This is a genomic window from Aestuarium zhoushanense, assembly GCF_056431045.1.
The window spans coordinates 47,082-60,749 of sequence record NZ_JBWKMA010000003.1 but is presented as its reverse complement, the minus strand read 5'-3'; the positions used below and the strand labels follow the sequence as shown (position 1 = coordinate 60,749).

Below are 13,668 nucleotides of genomic sequence, written 5' to 3'. Positions count from 1 at the left end.
GTGCCGTTTGGGTGCCCATCATGACGAAATCCTCCAATCCCCTCATATTCGAGTGAATCAAAGGACTTGCCGCGCTGCAACAAAGACTTTTTCAACAGCATCGGCGGAAAACGGACGTTCGCTGCGCATTCCACAAGCGTCTGCTTTGGAGACACCACGCAATTGCAAGCAAATCTTCGCGCGGCTAAAGTGTCTATATGACAACCGAAAACTCATTTATATCTCCAGAGAGACAGGCTCTTTTGGACAACTACGACCGTTCTGATCGGTCGGCCGTTGGGTTCTCGATGGACTATCCCGACGGCCTATCGTCGGGCATGCATAGCCATCCCAAGGCCCAGTTGATCTATGCGGTTTCGGGGGTCATGCGGATTGAAACCACAGATGCGTTCTTCGTCTTGCCGCCCACGAAAGCGCTGTTTTTACCCGCTGGTGAACCGCACTCCATTTTGATGGAAGGTGCGGTTGCAATGCGCGAGTTATTCATTGAGCCAACTTTCGCTGAAAAAGTAGCAACCGAGGCGCGGGTTTTCGCAGTGACGCCCCTGCTGCGTGAATTGATTGTCGCCCTTTGCGACGAGCCCGTGGACTGGGATGAAAGCGGACGGACACCGCATATAGTAGCACTGATCCTGAGTGAGATCGCCTCAGCTAAAACACTGTTCACAAAGCTCCCCTCGCCAAAGGAGGCCCGTCTTTCTCGGGTCGCCAATGCAATTTTGGAAGTGCCGTCCGATCCACGATCCCTCGAAGATTGGGCCGAAACCTGCGGCGCATCAGGGCGCACTTTGGCGAGGCTGTTCTACAAGGAAACGGGCATGACCTTTGGGCAATGGCGGTTGCAGGCACGTCTAAATGCAGCGTTCATCATGCTGGCAACCGACGGTGACATTTCCAAAGTGGCACAAATGGTCGGGTTCAGCAGTCAGTCTGCGTTCGGGGTCGCCTTCAAACGAACATTTGGCCTGACACCAGCGCAGGCGCGGACGCTACATCTGGGCTGATCCTTCAATATTGTCAGTTTCTCAACAAAGGTTGTCCATCTGTTTCATGCGGAACTGTGCTTTGTAAGGCGCAGAACGATAGAACATGAAGGAACAGCCTGTGACTGTTGAACTATTCAAAGAAATCGGCGTGATCCGATCCCATGAACTTCAAGATGGGCCGATCACTCCGGGTCAAATCCGCCGCAAGGCTTTGGAAGCGGGCGACCTCTGGGTTGGTGAATGTCACGTAACGGCGCTTGATGAGCCGAGCCAGTGGCATCACCACAAGGACTTTGACAGCGTAATGTATATGCTTTCAGGGCGTATTCGCGTTGATCATGGCTCTGGCGGCAAGGAGTCGTTTGAGTTGGGTGCTGGTGACTACGCGTATTTCCCACGACGGCTGATCCATCGCTGCCAAATTCTCGAAGGGGATGACGATGTGCGCTACGTCTTCCTTCGCATTGGCAAAGGCGAAACCTTGGAAAACGTCGACAGCCCTGACGCCTAAGACATCCTGAAATACCAATACTAAAGTGACTGATATGATCGAAGATCTCTCAAAGTGGACACCCCGTCCCAGACCCTCAACCGATGTATTTGAAGGACGCTTCGTGCGCCTTGAAAAACTCGATGCCGACAAACATGCTGATGGTTTGTTTGATGCGTCTAAACAGCCCGACGGTGAGGAACGTTTCCGTTGGTTGCCCGATTTTCCGCCCAACGATCGTGCGGAGTTTCGCGGATGGGTCGAGAACGTCGCCGCAAGCGAAGACCCCATCTTTTTCGCTGTGATCGACAAGGCGACGGGTAAAGTGGCTGGCCGTCAGACGCTGATGCGCCTCGATCCCGCCAATGGCGTTGTCGAGATCGGCCATATCTATTGGGGGCCTCTCGTTTCTCGGACACCTGCCGCGACAGAGGCACTTTACCTCTTTGCCCGACATATCTTTGACGATCTGGGATACAGACGTTTCGAATGGAAATGTAACAACGAAAACCTCCCGTCCAGACGCGCTGCTGAACGTTTTGGCTTCCGTCACGAAGGGGTGTTCCATCAGCATTTGATCGTCAAAGGCCGCAACCGCGATACCGCATGGTTCGCGATGCTCGATAAGGATTGGGCAGCACTGCGCCCTGCCTATGATGCATGGCTGTCCGACGATAACTTTGATCAACACGGCCAACAGCGTCGCAAGCTGGAAGATTTCCGAGTGGAGTTTGGTTCGCGCAGTGAGTGAGGGCTGACCATTCGTCACCCAAACTGGACCTAGTTTCGCTATAGAGCGTCAGTCTGGTTTGGGTGGGACGAATGGCGTTACCAGGAAATTAGCCTACCCAAAAAGTCCAGCCTACTACGAAAACTGAGGCACCTTTGCGCAAGCCACCCCCTCATGCGACATACACCCATGTTTTCATACCACCCACCGAGTGGCTGAGCATATGGCAGTGGAGCATCCAGCGACCTGGATTGTCGAACACACACAGTATGTCGCGTTGTTCCCCAGCTTGGACCAAAGTCGTGTCGCGAAGATCGCCCAGACTGCCATCAGGGTTTACTTCGTAGAAATGGTGGCCATGCAAGTGAATACCGTGCGCAAAGCTGGTTTCGTTGACCAAGGTAATTTTCGCAGTTTCGCCGCGTTCAAAGCTGGCAAAAGGCGCGTTCTGGAGGTCTGAGACATCGTTAAATGCCCAGATATTGTCACCCGTGTGGCCTCGGCTCATTGCGCCTCCCTGCATGGCTAGGACCAACTCTTGGTTCACTTTAGTCGGAGATGGAATGGAGTGCGGCGGTAAGGTCGGCACCTCAACTGTCCGTCGCGCAACTTCGCCTTCGGCAATCATTTCACCCAAGACATAGTTATCAGGCTGCGAGGGCATGAAAACTTGAACGCGTCCTGTGACATCCGCGATGATGTCCGCACGCTGCGCAGGAGCTAAGACAAGTCCATCAAAAGGTCGCGGCGCAACGAGCGGCATCCCGTCGATCGCTACGATCATCCCCTCCAGACCTGCGAACCCGAGTGAGAAAATCCGATCGACGGAGGCATTGATGAGCCGCAATCGCACGCGCTCCCCAATACGAAGGGCAACGTCTGGCAAAAAGGCTTTGGCGAAATTGCCGAGCCGCCCAGCGTGGGCAACATCATGCATGCTCCCGTAATCGTCCATAAGCACACCGTCTGGGTCAAAGCGCCAATCGGTGAGCATCGCGACGATATCGTGATCCACATCGGGCCCATCCACCTCGTCGATAACCAGAGGCCCCATCTGACCACGCGCGACCTGCTCATGAGAAAGGTAATGCGAGTGATACCAAAACGTGCCCGCATCCTTGGGGGTGAATTGGTAATCAAACCATGCGGCGGGATCGACGATCTCTTGGGTCAGAATTGGCACCCCATCCATCGCGTTCTCGAGACGCACACCATGCCAATGAACGGCTGTGCCTTCGTCAAGTTCGTTCACGAGACGAACATTCACCGTATCCCCCAAACGGACCCTGATTTCAGGGCCAGGAACAGTGCCGTTAAACCCCTGTAGGTAGCTCGCTGGATAGGTGTCGGCGGGTAGGATATTTGCTGTCACCTTTTGTGCCCGCAATTCAAACGGTCCAGCTGCAAAGGCGCGAAGAGGCAGGACAGCTGCGGTAGCTGTCGCCAAAAGGAACTCACGTCGTTTCATGCGAACCCTCAATTAATTCCGTTAGCGCGCTGAATTTCGCGAACATACGCAACGATGGCGTTCACATCTCCGCTCGTCACGCCAGCCTGCGGAGGCATGTTCCCGAACGGCCAATGGTGCGCTTGGACCCCATTCTGAGCCGCCATCTGAAACGCCATATCGCCATGGTGGTTCGGTTCATAAATAGGGTGGATCAAGGGCGGTCCAAACCCCATCTTGCCCGTCGCATTGCTACCGTGGCAGGTGGCGCAAACCGCATCAAAGGCGGTTTTGCCGAGCTGCGCCTGAGCCGACAATTGATCGGGCACCACAATATTGACAAGCGGAGCCCCCTCGGGAGGGAGCGCAGAGCCCGCGGCCGAAGGTGCAGGTGTTTCGGGAATTGCCAGATATGCAGCAACGGAAAGGGCAGCGATTGCAGCGCCCACAATGAGTAGTTTTTTCATGATCATGTCCTGAATGGCCCTGCAATGACACAGGGTTGAAAAGCCATGGAACCGCGAGGGCTCCGTTTGATTTCAAATGATCAGGCGCGTGGAGGTGGAAGATCTGATTGCGGACGCAAGCTCTGCCATGTGGGTCCCGCCTGCACTGGATGGGCAATCGCTATCGGCTCAGTCGGCCAAGTGTCCATATTTGGAACCATTGCATTGAACAGGCCACAATGACCTTTTGCACAAGACATCCCATGGTCCGCAGCTTCACCCATGTCATGCGCGCTATCAGGACAGGCATCGCAATCACTCATCGCCATGTCATGCCCAGAATACGCCTGCGTCATGCTCGGCAAAACAAGCATGGCCGACGTGAGCAGCAACAGAAGGGCAAAGATCAATCGCAAAACGAGTCCCATAGTTCAGGCCCCAAACTATGGCCCCGATCAACAACTGCGGTCAATGGGACGTGGCGTTGATCACGACATTGGGACGCTGATCGTCCTTCTGCTTATTTCGCAGATAGTCCTAAACGGTTGGGTTGGGCCGTCAGTCACGACGGCCTTTTTGGTCATATTTCTAAGGCCTCCGCGAGAGCCAATGCGTCTTCGAGTTCGACGCCAAGATACCTCACGGTGCTATCCATCTTAGTGTGCCCCAATAAGAGTTGAACGGCACGCAAGTTGCCGGTCTTTTTATAGATCTGGGTTACTTTAGTGCGGCGCATAGAATGTGTTCCATAGGCGCAAGCCTCCAGCCCGATTGATGTCACCCAGCTGCGGACGATCCGCGCGTATTGGCGCGTCGAAATATGTAACCGTTCATGAAATCGTCCAGGCCACAAGTATTCAGATCCGACCATTAAAGGCTCTCGCATCCATCTTTCCAAAGAGCTTCGGGTGCCTGCCGATATCTCAAACCGCACGGGCTTCTTTGTCTTGCTTTGCAGCACTGAAGCCCGTTCCTTGATCTGGCCCGACGCCATGATATCGACGACCTTCATCTTGACCAGGTCGCACCCGCGCAACTTGCTATCTATGGCGAGATTGAACAGCGCCAGATCACGATGGTTTTCGGCCAGCTCAAGCCTGACTCTGATTGCCCAAACATGTTTCGGCTTGAGCGGTCTCTTCTGGCCGACGATGCGGCCCTTGTTCCACGCGGGGCGACGTGCGCGAATGGCGGGTAAGTTTGGTGTGTCCATGACGGATCCTCCGATCCACCACTCCCCCCACATCGACAACACGATGCTGACACCGCATCTTACCATATAATGCCGCGCAGCTGCCGATAGTTGATTAAAGCCTAAAGCTGCCAGCTCCCGAGTGGGTCAGGAATGTCCGCTTTGGGCCGACCTCAACCCTAAGAACTAAACAGCGCACTCTTTTGGCTGCCAGCATGCCAATACAGAAAAAAACGCCGCCGCTTAGTGAAAGCGGCGGCGTCATTGCAGTTTCCTGCCCTACCAAGAAGCAAAGAAGAAATCAGATGCCATTCACTTTTCGACTGTCGTAATAGCGTTTCTTGATCATCGGACCGATAACCACGGCAACTATCAGAACTACCAAAATCAAGCTTGTAGAGTTTTGGAATAGGATAGCAGGATCTCCTCGACCAATACGTAGCGCGAGACGAAGGTTTTCTTCGGCGAAGCTACCCAAGATCAATCCGAGCACAACAGGAGGCAGTGGGAATTTCAACCGATCCATTACCCAGCCGATCGCACCAAATCCAAGCATAAGGTAAACATCAAACATGCGGCCATGGATTGAATAGACACCAATCAGCATGAGAACGATGATGACAGACCCCAAAAGTGGACGTGGAAGATTCAGCAATCGGGCAAAGGAGTTGGTTGCGAGAGAGCCGCCCAGCAAGACGAGAAGGATTGCTCCAAACAGGAACTGCCACATGAAGCCGAACACGATATCCGGATTGTCGCGGAACAGCATCGGGCCGGGCTGAAGGCCATGGACCAACAAGCCCCCAAGCATCACTGCTGCCACAGCGGTGCCAGGAATACCAAGCGTCAAAGCAGGGATAAGCGCAGAGGCCGTGTCGGCATTGTTCGCAACCTCAGCTGCAGCGACACCTTCGGGCTCCCCTTCACCCCAATTGTCCGGATTTTTGGACGCTCTTTTTGCCTCATTGTAGGACATGAACGCTGCCATTGACCCACCCGCGCCTGGCAAAATGCCAATCCAGATACCGATCAATGATCCTCGGAGCCACGTCAGACCAAAGCCCTTCATGCGCGGCAAGGCTTTCCAAATGGACTCCGTCCCGAGGTTCGAGCTTTTGACCCCGTCCGTTTTCAACGGCGATTCAAGGAGGTCAATTACAGGAGGCAATGCGTAAAGTCCGACTAACAGAATGACAATATTGATGCCATCCAACATTTCCAACTGACCAAATGTGAAACGATCGTTGCCAAAGATCGGGTCCGAGCCAATCACCGAAACGAACACACCGAAGCAGGCAGACATCAGACCTTTAACTGGATTGCCCCCTAGCAGGAAAATGATTGACGCGAGGCCGAAAACAGCGACCCAGAAAACCTCTGACGGACCGAAAAGGAGTGTGACCTTTGAGAGCGGTGGTGCAAGGAGCATCAATGCAAACGCTGAGGCGATACCGCCGAGAGCCGAAGAGACTACCGCGATCTGCAATGCAAATCCGCCCTCACCTTTTTGCGCCATTGGGTAACCATCAAATGTGGTTGCAACGGCGGCAGGTGTTCCAGGAATGCGAAGCAATACAGCAGGAATTGCCCCACCATACATTGCGCCATTGTAAATGCCCGCCATAAGGCCGAGAGCGACAAGCGGCTCCAAACCGAAAGTGAATGGGACAAGGACCGAGATTGCCATAGTGGCCGACAAGCCGGGCATAGCACCCACAACAATCCCTGCGATAACGCCAATGATGACCGCGGCAAAATTGGTGAGAGCAAAAACGTTTGGAAGTGCGTGAAGGAGATCAGAATACATTTATTAACGCCCCCAAAGACGACCATTTGGAAAGTCTTGTGACATTCCGAAATCGAAAATCAGCCAGATGGTCCCGACAACGATGACAGTGGCGAGCAGTAACCCCATTGGATTTCGATATCCAAAGAGCCACGCGACCAACGGAATGGTCACAGCAGTGCTGAAATAAAACCCGATAAAATCTGTAGCGAGTGCATAGGCAACGATCAGCAAAAATGCCTTGATCACGCGCTTTGGTGAATTGGTCATGGGTTGCGCGTTTTCGCCAGAGCTGGCCTTTCTTTGGTCCGTTAGGAGCAAGAAAACTGAAAGCACAATCAAACCGATCAGCATCGCAGCAGGCAAAAGTGCCGAAATAGCACGCATTTCAAACGTCGGAATGAGTAACGCGGCAGCGGCAACTATGACACCCACTGCAGTGAGGGTCTCAGGCCGTTTAAGGCGGGAATTTCCACTATCGGGCATGGTAGATCATTTCATAAAAACGGTGAGCGTGAGGGGAACATCCCCTCACGCCAATTACCTTAGTTCCAAGGCGTGGTTTCCCACACACCTTTGGCCAGATCATAAAGGTCGGACGTCAGCTGCTTAAACTCATCGCCGGTCACGACTTCAACGGGGTTTGCAGTTGCCGCCATCGCATCAAGAAACTCTTGATCCGTCTCCAGCTGAGCGAAAGCATCCATCAGCTTCGCTTGGACATCTTCTGGCAGTCCCGCAGGCGCAATGAAGCCGCGCATGGAACCATTGACCAGATCAAGGCCTTGCTCTTGGAAAGTAGGCAGTTCAGGCGCAAAGGGAGACCGCTCGGTTGTTGCAACGCCAAGGACATTTAGTTGGTCTTGGAACTCCGCAACTTCAGAGATGTTTAGGATGCCCATCGCAACGTGGCCGCCCAGAAGCGCGGTGCGCGCTGGAGCAGATCCTTTGAACGGTACGATTGTAAATTCAGTCTCGGTCGCGTTCTGAAGTTTGATCAGGGCAAAGTGGTCATCGCCACCAAGGCTGGACATGCCAACGGTGATCGCACCAGGATTAGCAGTGGCTTCAGCGAGCAATTTCTCGAGCGTATCGAGACCGCTATTCTTGGAGGTCACGATGACGTTCGGGTCATTTACGACGTTTGCGAGGTACGTGAAGCTTTCACGATCATAGTCGGCTTCGCGGTCAATCGTTCGCGCCATCATACCAGGCAGGTTAAATGTGCCCAGCGTATAGCCATCTGGATCTGCATTTGCAGCTTCGGTTACGCCGATTTGGCCAGACGCACCGGGAACGTTTTTCACGACGATGCTGACCCCCTCACCAAGGTATCTCTCAATGAATGGTGCCGCCGTGCGGGCCATCACGTCGGTACCACCGCCAGCGGCGTAACCGACAATCACCTCAATCGGTTTGTCAGGATATTCTGCCAGCGCCATACCGCCAGATAGGATCATCGCACTTGCGATAGCTGTTGTCTTGAAGATGTTGAGCATTTCACTCCTCCTTTGAATGCTAATTCGGTCAGTCTTCTGGCAGGGCACATCCACGCTCTTTTAGCGCACGATCTACCCAACTTCTGTCATTGGTGCCCGCTTCGATGGCAGCCATTTGTTTGATTTCCGCGTCAGACTTGGCCTGAGTGGCTTTTAAGACAGCCTCGGCCTCATCGATCGGGACACACAGAACCCCATCGCTGTCGCCAATGATGATGTCGCCTGGATTGATCACCATTCCATCGATCGAAATCGGGACGTTCACTTCGCCTGGGCCATCTTTGTAAGGACCGCGATGCGTCACACCTGCGGCCCATGTCGGCAGATTGGTTTCACGGAAATTGTCCAGATCACGGATTGCTCCGTTAATGACAAACCCCACAACGCCTTTCTTGATCGCGTAGGCCAACATCAACTCGCCCATCAATGCGTTGTCCAAGGCGCCGCCAGCATCCACAACGATCACATCGCCGGGAACCGCACGATCAATCGCTGCATGAAGCATAAGGTTATCCCCGGGACGTGCCTTTACCGTCAGTGCAACCCCAGCCATGCCACCAGAGCGATGCATGGGACGAAGTGTTGGACCGGCTGCCGTCATACGGGACATACAGTCCGAAACATTAGCGACCGGAAGTTGGGCAAAGGCAGATACGTGCTCAGTACATGCAACGCGGTCGCGCTTTAGAATTCGAAATCCAAGTGTCATGTTATTTCTCCACAGCCGCAAAAGCCGACTGAGCAGTTGCAAGCATTTTGCGATTGATGATGCGTTCAGGCGCAACAGGCTGGCCGTCTAGGACTTGGAAAATGCCTCTCACCGCATCGACGCCCACGCGCGCTCCGGCTTGACGGGTCACGCCGCCGATGTGTGGCGTTAAAACGATCTCTGGAACATTGAAAAAGGGGTGGGCATGCATAGGAGGTTCAACCGCAAACGTGTCGAGACCCGCGCCTGCGAGGTGACCAGATTGGATGGAGGCAACCAATGCTGCTTCATCAATCAAACCACCACGGGCAGTGTTAATGATGTATCCACCTTTAGGCATCTGTGCGATCGCTTCAGCGTTAACCATTCCGCGAGTTTGGTCAGTTAATGGGCAGTGCAGTGAAAGGATGTTTGAAACCGAAAGCAATTCATCCAAGGACGAACACCGCGTTACGTTCAGTTCCTCGAAAACAACATCCGATGCGTAGGGATCAAAGCCGACAAGCCGCAGACCGAGCCCTTTTGCGATACGACCCGTTGCTTGAGCGATGGCCCCCATACCCACAAGACCCATCGTAGAACCCGCGATCTCGCGTCCTGAAAATCCTGGCTTTTCCCATCTACCAGCGCGCAGTCCCTGATCGAGAGGAAGGATCCGCTTGGCCGACGCAAGCAGCAGCGCAATAGCATGCTCTGCAACCGAAACAGCGTTTGCCCCCGTCGCAACGAGAACCGGAATACCTCGCTGGGCTGCAGCCTGAATGTCGATATTGTCGACGCCTACACCGTGTTTTGAAATTACTTTTAGATTAGGTGCAGCGTCCATCACAGGAGCATCGATACGCCCCATTCGCGATACAATGCCCTGCGCCCCAGTCTTTTGAAGAAACTCCGAAATCACTGCGCTATCTGCATAGGCGGGCGTATGCACAGTCTTGAAGCCGTGGTCTTCCACCAAACGTGCCGCCGCTGGATCCAATTCAGGCCCTGTAACCAGGATAATATTGCTCATCGCGCAAGTCTCCGATGCGCCTCAATCGATCGAGGCGCGCCTTTTCATGTCTTAGTGTTTTGATTGACCCACAGTGCTCTCCCAAGCGCATCAGTGGGGGCCTCCTTGAAATACGAAGCTAAAGCAAAGAATACCTTCACAAAAGCGCGTAATTCTTGTTATTAAATTAAGAAAAACTGGAGTTACTAATGGATACGCGGCAACTTAAAACACTGATGGCAATCAAATCGCTCGGCACTTTTGCGCAGGCTGCCGATGTCGTCGGCTTGACGCCTTCAGCTGTGAGTCAGCAAATCCAAGCCCTGGAAGATGAGCTCCGCACAACAATATTTGATCGCAGCAGTCGCCCACCAAGAATCACACCCGAAGGGCTTCAAGTGATCGAAATGGCTCAAGACATCCTGAGGCGAGAAGAGGATACCAAAGCTAGTTTGCGAGGTGACCAAGTTGCGGGAACCTTGATGCTTGGCTCGGTTCGGTCGAGCGCACTTAACCTTCTGCCTCGGGCAATGGTGCAGATGCGCCAGCGCTACCCTGAACTCAAATCCAGCCTGAGAGTTTCACTGTCATCCAATTTGATTGCAGATGTTGCAGGTGGCCGAATTGACGCGGCCATTGTTGCTGAACACCTTGGAATGCCGAGTTCTCTCAGATGGAGTCCGTTTCTCCGAGAACCGCTTTGGCTTATCGCCCCAGAAGAAATGGAGTCGGACGACCCGATTGAGTTGCTCAACACCCGCCCCTACATTCGATTTCGCAGCCCCGTACCATTGGCCAATCTAATCGACACTGAACTCTCCCGCCTCGGAGTTGTCACGAACGACGTGGCTGAGATCGACACTATTGGAGCAATCGTAACCGGTGTTCGACAGGGCCTCGGCATCTCAGTTGTACCCCATGTGGCGCTACAGGAGCCCGAAGATATCAATATTAGAAAATTACCATTCGGCAGCCCTCAGGTGAATCGCCAAATCGGCATCGTCGAGAGAACGGCATCGCCTCGAGCCGAAATCATCTCGCTTCTACACGCCGTTCTTGCTGATCTTTGTGGAGTATATGGGTTACCACGATCGTAAACAATCTTTGATATTTTCAACTCTGACCCACATATCCTACGTCCACAGACCCAAGGGCATAGGCAAATAGTTGCCCCTGCAGAGAAGCGTCATCAATGGCCGCTTCGGGCCGGCTTTGACGACGAGCACAACAACATTGACCGTTAACAAAAACTGCAAAGGGACACGAGAAATTCCTTCGTCAATAAGGCGCCACCACGACCACCAAAGTTCTAAGTATATCCAGCCGCCCAATCGACAAAGCGGTTTACTCCAGAGGTTCCATTGATACCTTGGACCACCGTCACCGCTATTGTTGAAACAATATCATCGACAGAGCAGCCGCGGGACAGGTCGTTCGCTGGTCGTTTCAAGCCCTGAAGGATTGGCCCGATCGCCTGCATTCCGCCCATCCGTTCGGCAATCTTGTAACCGATGTTCCCTGCTGCAAGGTTTGGGAAAACGAAGACGTTAGGCATACCGTCAAGTTTGCTGCCTGGGGCTTTACGCGCTCTGATTTCTTGGTCCAAGGCGGCGTCAAACTGGATTTCACCGTCAATTTGAAGATCAGGCTCAGAGGCTCTGACCTCATTCAGTGCGAAATGAATTTTGTCGAGACTTTCGTGCTTTGCCGACCCCGCAGTCGAAAACGAAAGCAGAGCGACTTTTGGCTCTTGTCTTAACAACGAACGGCAGGAGTCCGCAGATGCTCTGGCGATGGATGCAAGCTCGGGGCCGGTCGGATCGACAACGAGACCGCAGTCTGAGAAAATCATTCCACCCCGCACTTTGGCCTCTGGCGCACAAGCAAGCATAAGGAAGAAACTGGAGACGGTCGTCATGCTTGGTTCTTTGCCGATGCATTGCAGGGCGACACGAACTGTATCCGCCGTGGTATGAACGGCACCGCCAACTGTTCCACCTGCTTCGGTATTACGAACCATCATGGCGGCGTGAACCAGGGGCGTTTTGACGGCTTCGAAGGCTTCTTGAGGCGTGACGCCTTTGTGCTGCCGCATCTGGAAATACTGATCCGCCATGTCTTTGAGGCGCGGATGTTCTGCGGGATCGCGGACATCTATGGTCCCTACCTTCGCACCAAACGCCTCTAGCGATGCCGTGATCGACGCCACATCCCCAAGTAGGATCGGACGTGCGATGCCCTTTTCGACCGCGATGATCGCGGCTTGTTGAATGCGAGGATCTTCGCCTTCGGACAGTACAATCGGACAGGCGTTCTGACGGGCTACTTCGTAAATATGATCGAGAGCTTTCATGATTATCCCAAGATGTAGATGCCACAGAGCACGAAGGCCCCGATGAAAAGGGTTTCAATGATGATCATCGCAATGGCAGGTCCGCCAACTGAGAGCATTTTGACGAGCGACGTTTTGATGCCGACCGCAGCGATCGAAATCAGAAGCGCCCAACGTGAAATCGACCCTGCCCAATGCGACACGGCCTGCGGGATCAAACCCAGCGAATTTGCAGCCGCGAGAATGATAAAGCCCACAACAAACGTAGGGAGGAGTGGCGGCTTTTTACCTTCGCCATTAGCAGCGCCAGACATTCGGATCGCAACAGAGGCAAAGAGGACAACAGGCGCCAGCATGGAAACGCGGATCAGTTTGACCAGCGTCGCGGTCTCGCCCGTTTCAGGGCTGATCGAAAAACCTGCGCCGACCACCTGAGCGACATCATGGATGGTCCCACCGAGGAATACACCGCCAGCCTTCGCATCAAAGCCGAAATATGTGGACAGTGCTGGGTAGATCACCATCGCGACTGTCGAGAGGAGTGTGACTGAAATCACCGTGAATGCGAGATCGCGTTCTGATTTCTCATGATTGGGGAGGATGGCCGCAATCGCCATCGCTGCAGAGGCACCGCAAATAGCGACCGACCCTGCGGTTAGGAAAGAGAACGACCGCGATTGGCCAAGGACGCGGGACAACACGAGACCAAAGAGGATGGTCGAGATCACACCACCAACGACAAGCGCAATCAGATCAAAGCCGAGATCCGACAACATATCGACCGAAATTCGCGCTCCAAGTAGGGCGACGCCAACGCGAAGGACGGTCTTGGAGGTGACTGCAATCCCTGCTGCGGTTTTCGTGCCTTCTTCGGACAAGAAGTTAAGCGCAAGCCCCAACAACAGAGCCAATAGCATCGCAGGGGCGCCGTAGTGTTCGGACAAGAATTGAGCCGTCGCAGCCACGAGGACCGAGACCATAAAACCGGGAAAAAGGGCGCGCAAATTCGGCCCTGCTAAAACAGCAGAGAGCATCATGTATCCAGACTTGAGTAAAATCC

General features: G+C 53.8%; 15 protein-coding genes. 4 read left to right on the top strand and 11 right to left on the bottom strand.

Translation table 11 applies throughout. The features are described from left to right. The first annotated feature begins 197 nt into the window (after positions 1 to 197). The 3 genes from AC07ED_RS02270 (at position 198) to AC07ED_RS02260 (ending at position 2,227) form a co-directional block, all read left to right on the top strand. Positions 198 to 1,004, top strand: coding sequence for an AraC family transcriptional regulator (locus AC07ED_RS02270; protein WP_211096405.1), 807 nt, complete (start codon positions 198 to 200; stop codon positions 1,002 to 1,004). Between the two features lie 100 nt (positions 1,005 to 1,104). Further along, positions 1,105 to 1,497 (top strand): cupin domain-containing protein, encoded by a 393-nt coding sequence (locus tag AC07ED_RS02265; RefSeq protein WP_105236405.1) that lies wholly within the window; start codon positions 1,105 to 1,107, stop codon positions 1,495 to 1,497. A 103-nt stretch (positions 1,498 to 1,600) separates the two neighbouring features. After that, entirely contained in the window at positions 1,601 to 2,227 is a 627-nt protein-coding gene (locus tag AC07ED_RS02260; RefSeq protein ID WP_245918077.1) for a GNAT family N-acetyltransferase, read from the top strand. 151 nt (positions 2,228 to 2,378) lie between these two features. On the opposite strand, the gene AC07ED_RS02255 is transcribed toward AC07ED_RS02260, so the two are convergent. The 9 genes from AC07ED_RS02255 to AC07ED_RS02215 form a co-directional block, all read right to left on the bottom strand. After that, positions 2,379 to 3,674, bottom strand: coding sequence for a multicopper oxidase family protein (locus AC07ED_RS02255; protein WP_105235903.1), 1,296 nt, complete (start codon positions 3,672 to 3,674; stop codon positions 2,379 to 2,381). A gap of 8 nt (positions 3,675 to 3,682) precedes the next feature. Beyond that, positions 3,683 to 4,120 carry a c-type cytochrome gene (locus tag AC07ED_RS02250; protein ID WP_105235904.1) on the bottom strand — a complete coding sequence of 146 codons (438 nt, stop codon included), beginning with the start codon at positions 4,118 to 4,120 and terminating at the stop codon, positions 3,683 to 3,685. Between the two features lie 80 nt (positions 4,121 to 4,200). Continuing rightward, positions 4,201 to 4,527 carry a hypothetical protein gene (locus AC07ED_RS02245; protein WP_105235905.1) on the bottom strand — a complete coding sequence of 109 codons (327 nt, stop codon included), beginning with the start codon at positions 4,525 to 4,527 and terminating at the stop codon, positions 4,201 to 4,203. A 152-nt stretch (positions 4,528 to 4,679) separates the two neighbouring features. Further along, positions 4,680 to 5,312, bottom strand: a complete 633-nt coding sequence (locus tag AC07ED_RS02240; RefSeq protein ID WP_105235906.1) for a tyrosine-type recombinase/integrase — start codon at positions 5,310 to 5,312, stop codon at positions 4,680 to 4,682. A 280-nt stretch (positions 5,313 to 5,592) separates the two neighbouring features. Beyond that, the gene (locus AC07ED_RS02235; RefSeq protein WP_105235907.1) at positions 5,593 to 7,098 is read right to left on the bottom strand and encodes a tripartite tricarboxylate transporter permease; all 1,506 of its coding nucleotides are present in this window, start codon (positions 7,096 to 7,098) and stop codon (positions 5,593 to 5,595) included. A gap of 3 nt (positions 7,099 to 7,101) precedes the next feature. Beyond that, positions 7,102 to 7,563: a tripartite tricarboxylate transporter TctB family protein gene (locus tag AC07ED_RS02230; RefSeq protein WP_105235908.1), complete on the bottom strand. Its 462-nt coding sequence runs from the start codon at positions 7,561 to 7,563 to the stop codon at positions 7,102 to 7,104. A gap of 59 nt (positions 7,564 to 7,622) precedes the next feature. Then, a complete protein-coding gene (locus AC07ED_RS02225) occupies positions 7,623 to 8,576 on the bottom strand; it encodes a Bug family tripartite tricarboxylate transporter substrate binding protein (RefSeq protein WP_105235909.1) in 954 nt (317 codons plus the stop codon). Positions 8,577 to 8,604: 28 nt separating this feature from the next. Continuing rightward, a complete protein-coding gene (locus AC07ED_RS02220; protein WP_105235910.1) occupies positions 8,605 to 9,285 on the bottom strand; it encodes an RraA family protein in 681 nt (226 codons plus the stop codon). A gap of 1 nt (position 9,286) precedes the next feature. After that, on the bottom strand, positions 9,287 to 10,297 hold the full coding sequence (locus AC07ED_RS02215; protein ID WP_105235911.1) for a hydroxyacid dehydrogenase: 1,011 nt from the start codon (positions 10,295 to 10,297) through the stop codon (positions 9,287 to 9,289). Positions 10,298 to 10,485: 188 nt separating this feature from the next. On the opposite strand from AC07ED_RS02215, the gene AC07ED_RS02210 reads away from it, so the two are divergent. Beyond that, complete coding sequence (locus AC07ED_RS02210; protein WP_105235912.1) at positions 10,486 to 11,373, top strand: LysR family transcriptional regulator; 888 nt, start codon at positions 10,486 to 10,488, stop codon at positions 11,371 to 11,373. Positions 11,374 to 11,585: 212 nt separating this feature from the next. Here the strand turns inward: AC07ED_RS02210 and pta are convergent, their stop codons facing one another. Together pta and AC07ED_RS02200 are read right to left on the bottom strand one after the other, a co-directional pair. Next, complete coding sequence (gene pta / locus AC07ED_RS02205; protein WP_067550850.1) at positions 11,586 to 12,629, bottom strand: phosphate acetyltransferase; 1,044 nt, start codon at positions 12,627 to 12,629, stop codon at positions 11,586 to 11,588. A 2-nt stretch (positions 12,630 to 12,631) separates the two neighbouring features. Then, the gene (locus AC07ED_RS02200) at positions 12,632 to 13,642 is read right to left on the bottom strand and encodes a YeiH family protein (RefSeq protein ID WP_478241768.1); all 1,011 of its coding nucleotides are present in this window, start codon (positions 13,640 to 13,642) and stop codon (positions 12,632 to 12,634) included. Between the last annotated feature and the right edge of the window lie 26 nt (positions 13,643 to 13,668).

What these genes read in the sequence shown, in the direction of transcription:
- AC07ED_RS02240 (WP_105235906.1), bottom strand. Translation starts at nt 5,312, where the DNA reads ATGGACACACCAAACTTACCCGCCATTCGCGCACGTCGCCCCGCGTGG.
- AC07ED_RS02225 (WP_105235909.1), bottom strand. Translation starts at nt 8,576, where the DNA reads ATGCTCAACATCTTCAAGACAACAGCTATCGCAAGTGCGATGATCCTA.
- AC07ED_RS02255 (WP_105235903.1), bottom strand. Translation starts at nt 3,674, where the DNA reads ATGAAACGACGTGAGTTCCTTTTGGCGACAGCTACCGCAGCTGTCCTG.
- AC07ED_RS02230 (WP_105235908.1), bottom strand. Translation starts at nt 7,563, where the DNA reads ATGCCCGATAGTGGAAATTCCCGCCTTAAACGGCCTGAGACCCTCACT.
- AC07ED_RS02235 (WP_105235907.1), bottom strand. Translation starts at nt 7,098, where the DNA reads ATGTATTCTGATCTCCTTCACGCACTTCCAAACGTTTTTGCTCTCACC.
- AC07ED_RS02250 (WP_105235904.1), bottom strand. Translation starts at nt 4,120, where the DNA reads ATGAAAAAACTACTCATTGTGGGCGCTGCAATCGCTGCCCTTTCCGTT.
- AC07ED_RS02270 (WP_211096405.1), top strand. Translation starts at nt 198, where the DNA reads ATGACAACCGAAAACTCATTTATATCTCCAGAGAGACAGGCTCTTTTG.
- AC07ED_RS02200 (WP_478241768.1), bottom strand. Translation starts at nt 13,642, where the DNA reads ATGCTCTCTGCTGTTTTAGCAGGGCCGAATTTGCGCGCCCTTTTTCCC.
- AC07ED_RS02210 (WP_105235912.1), top strand. Translation starts at nt 10,486, where the DNA reads ATGGATACGCGGCAACTTAAAACACTGATGGCAATCAAATCGCTCGGC.
- AC07ED_RS02220 (WP_105235910.1), bottom strand. Translation starts at nt 9,285, where the DNA reads ATGACACTTGGATTTCGAATTCTAAAGCGCGACCGCGTTGCATGTACT.
- AC07ED_RS02215 (WP_105235911.1), bottom strand. Translation starts at nt 10,297, where the DNA reads ATGAGCAATATTATCCTGGTTACAGGGCCTGAATTGGATCCAGCGGCG.
- pta (WP_067550850.1), bottom strand. Translation starts at nt 12,629, where the DNA reads ATGAAAGCTCTCGATCATATTTACGAAGTAGCCCGTCAGAACGCCTGT.
- AC07ED_RS02245 (WP_105235905.1), bottom strand. Translation starts at nt 4,527, where the DNA reads ATGGGACTCGTTTTGCGATTGATCTTTGCCCTTCTGTTGCTGCTCACG.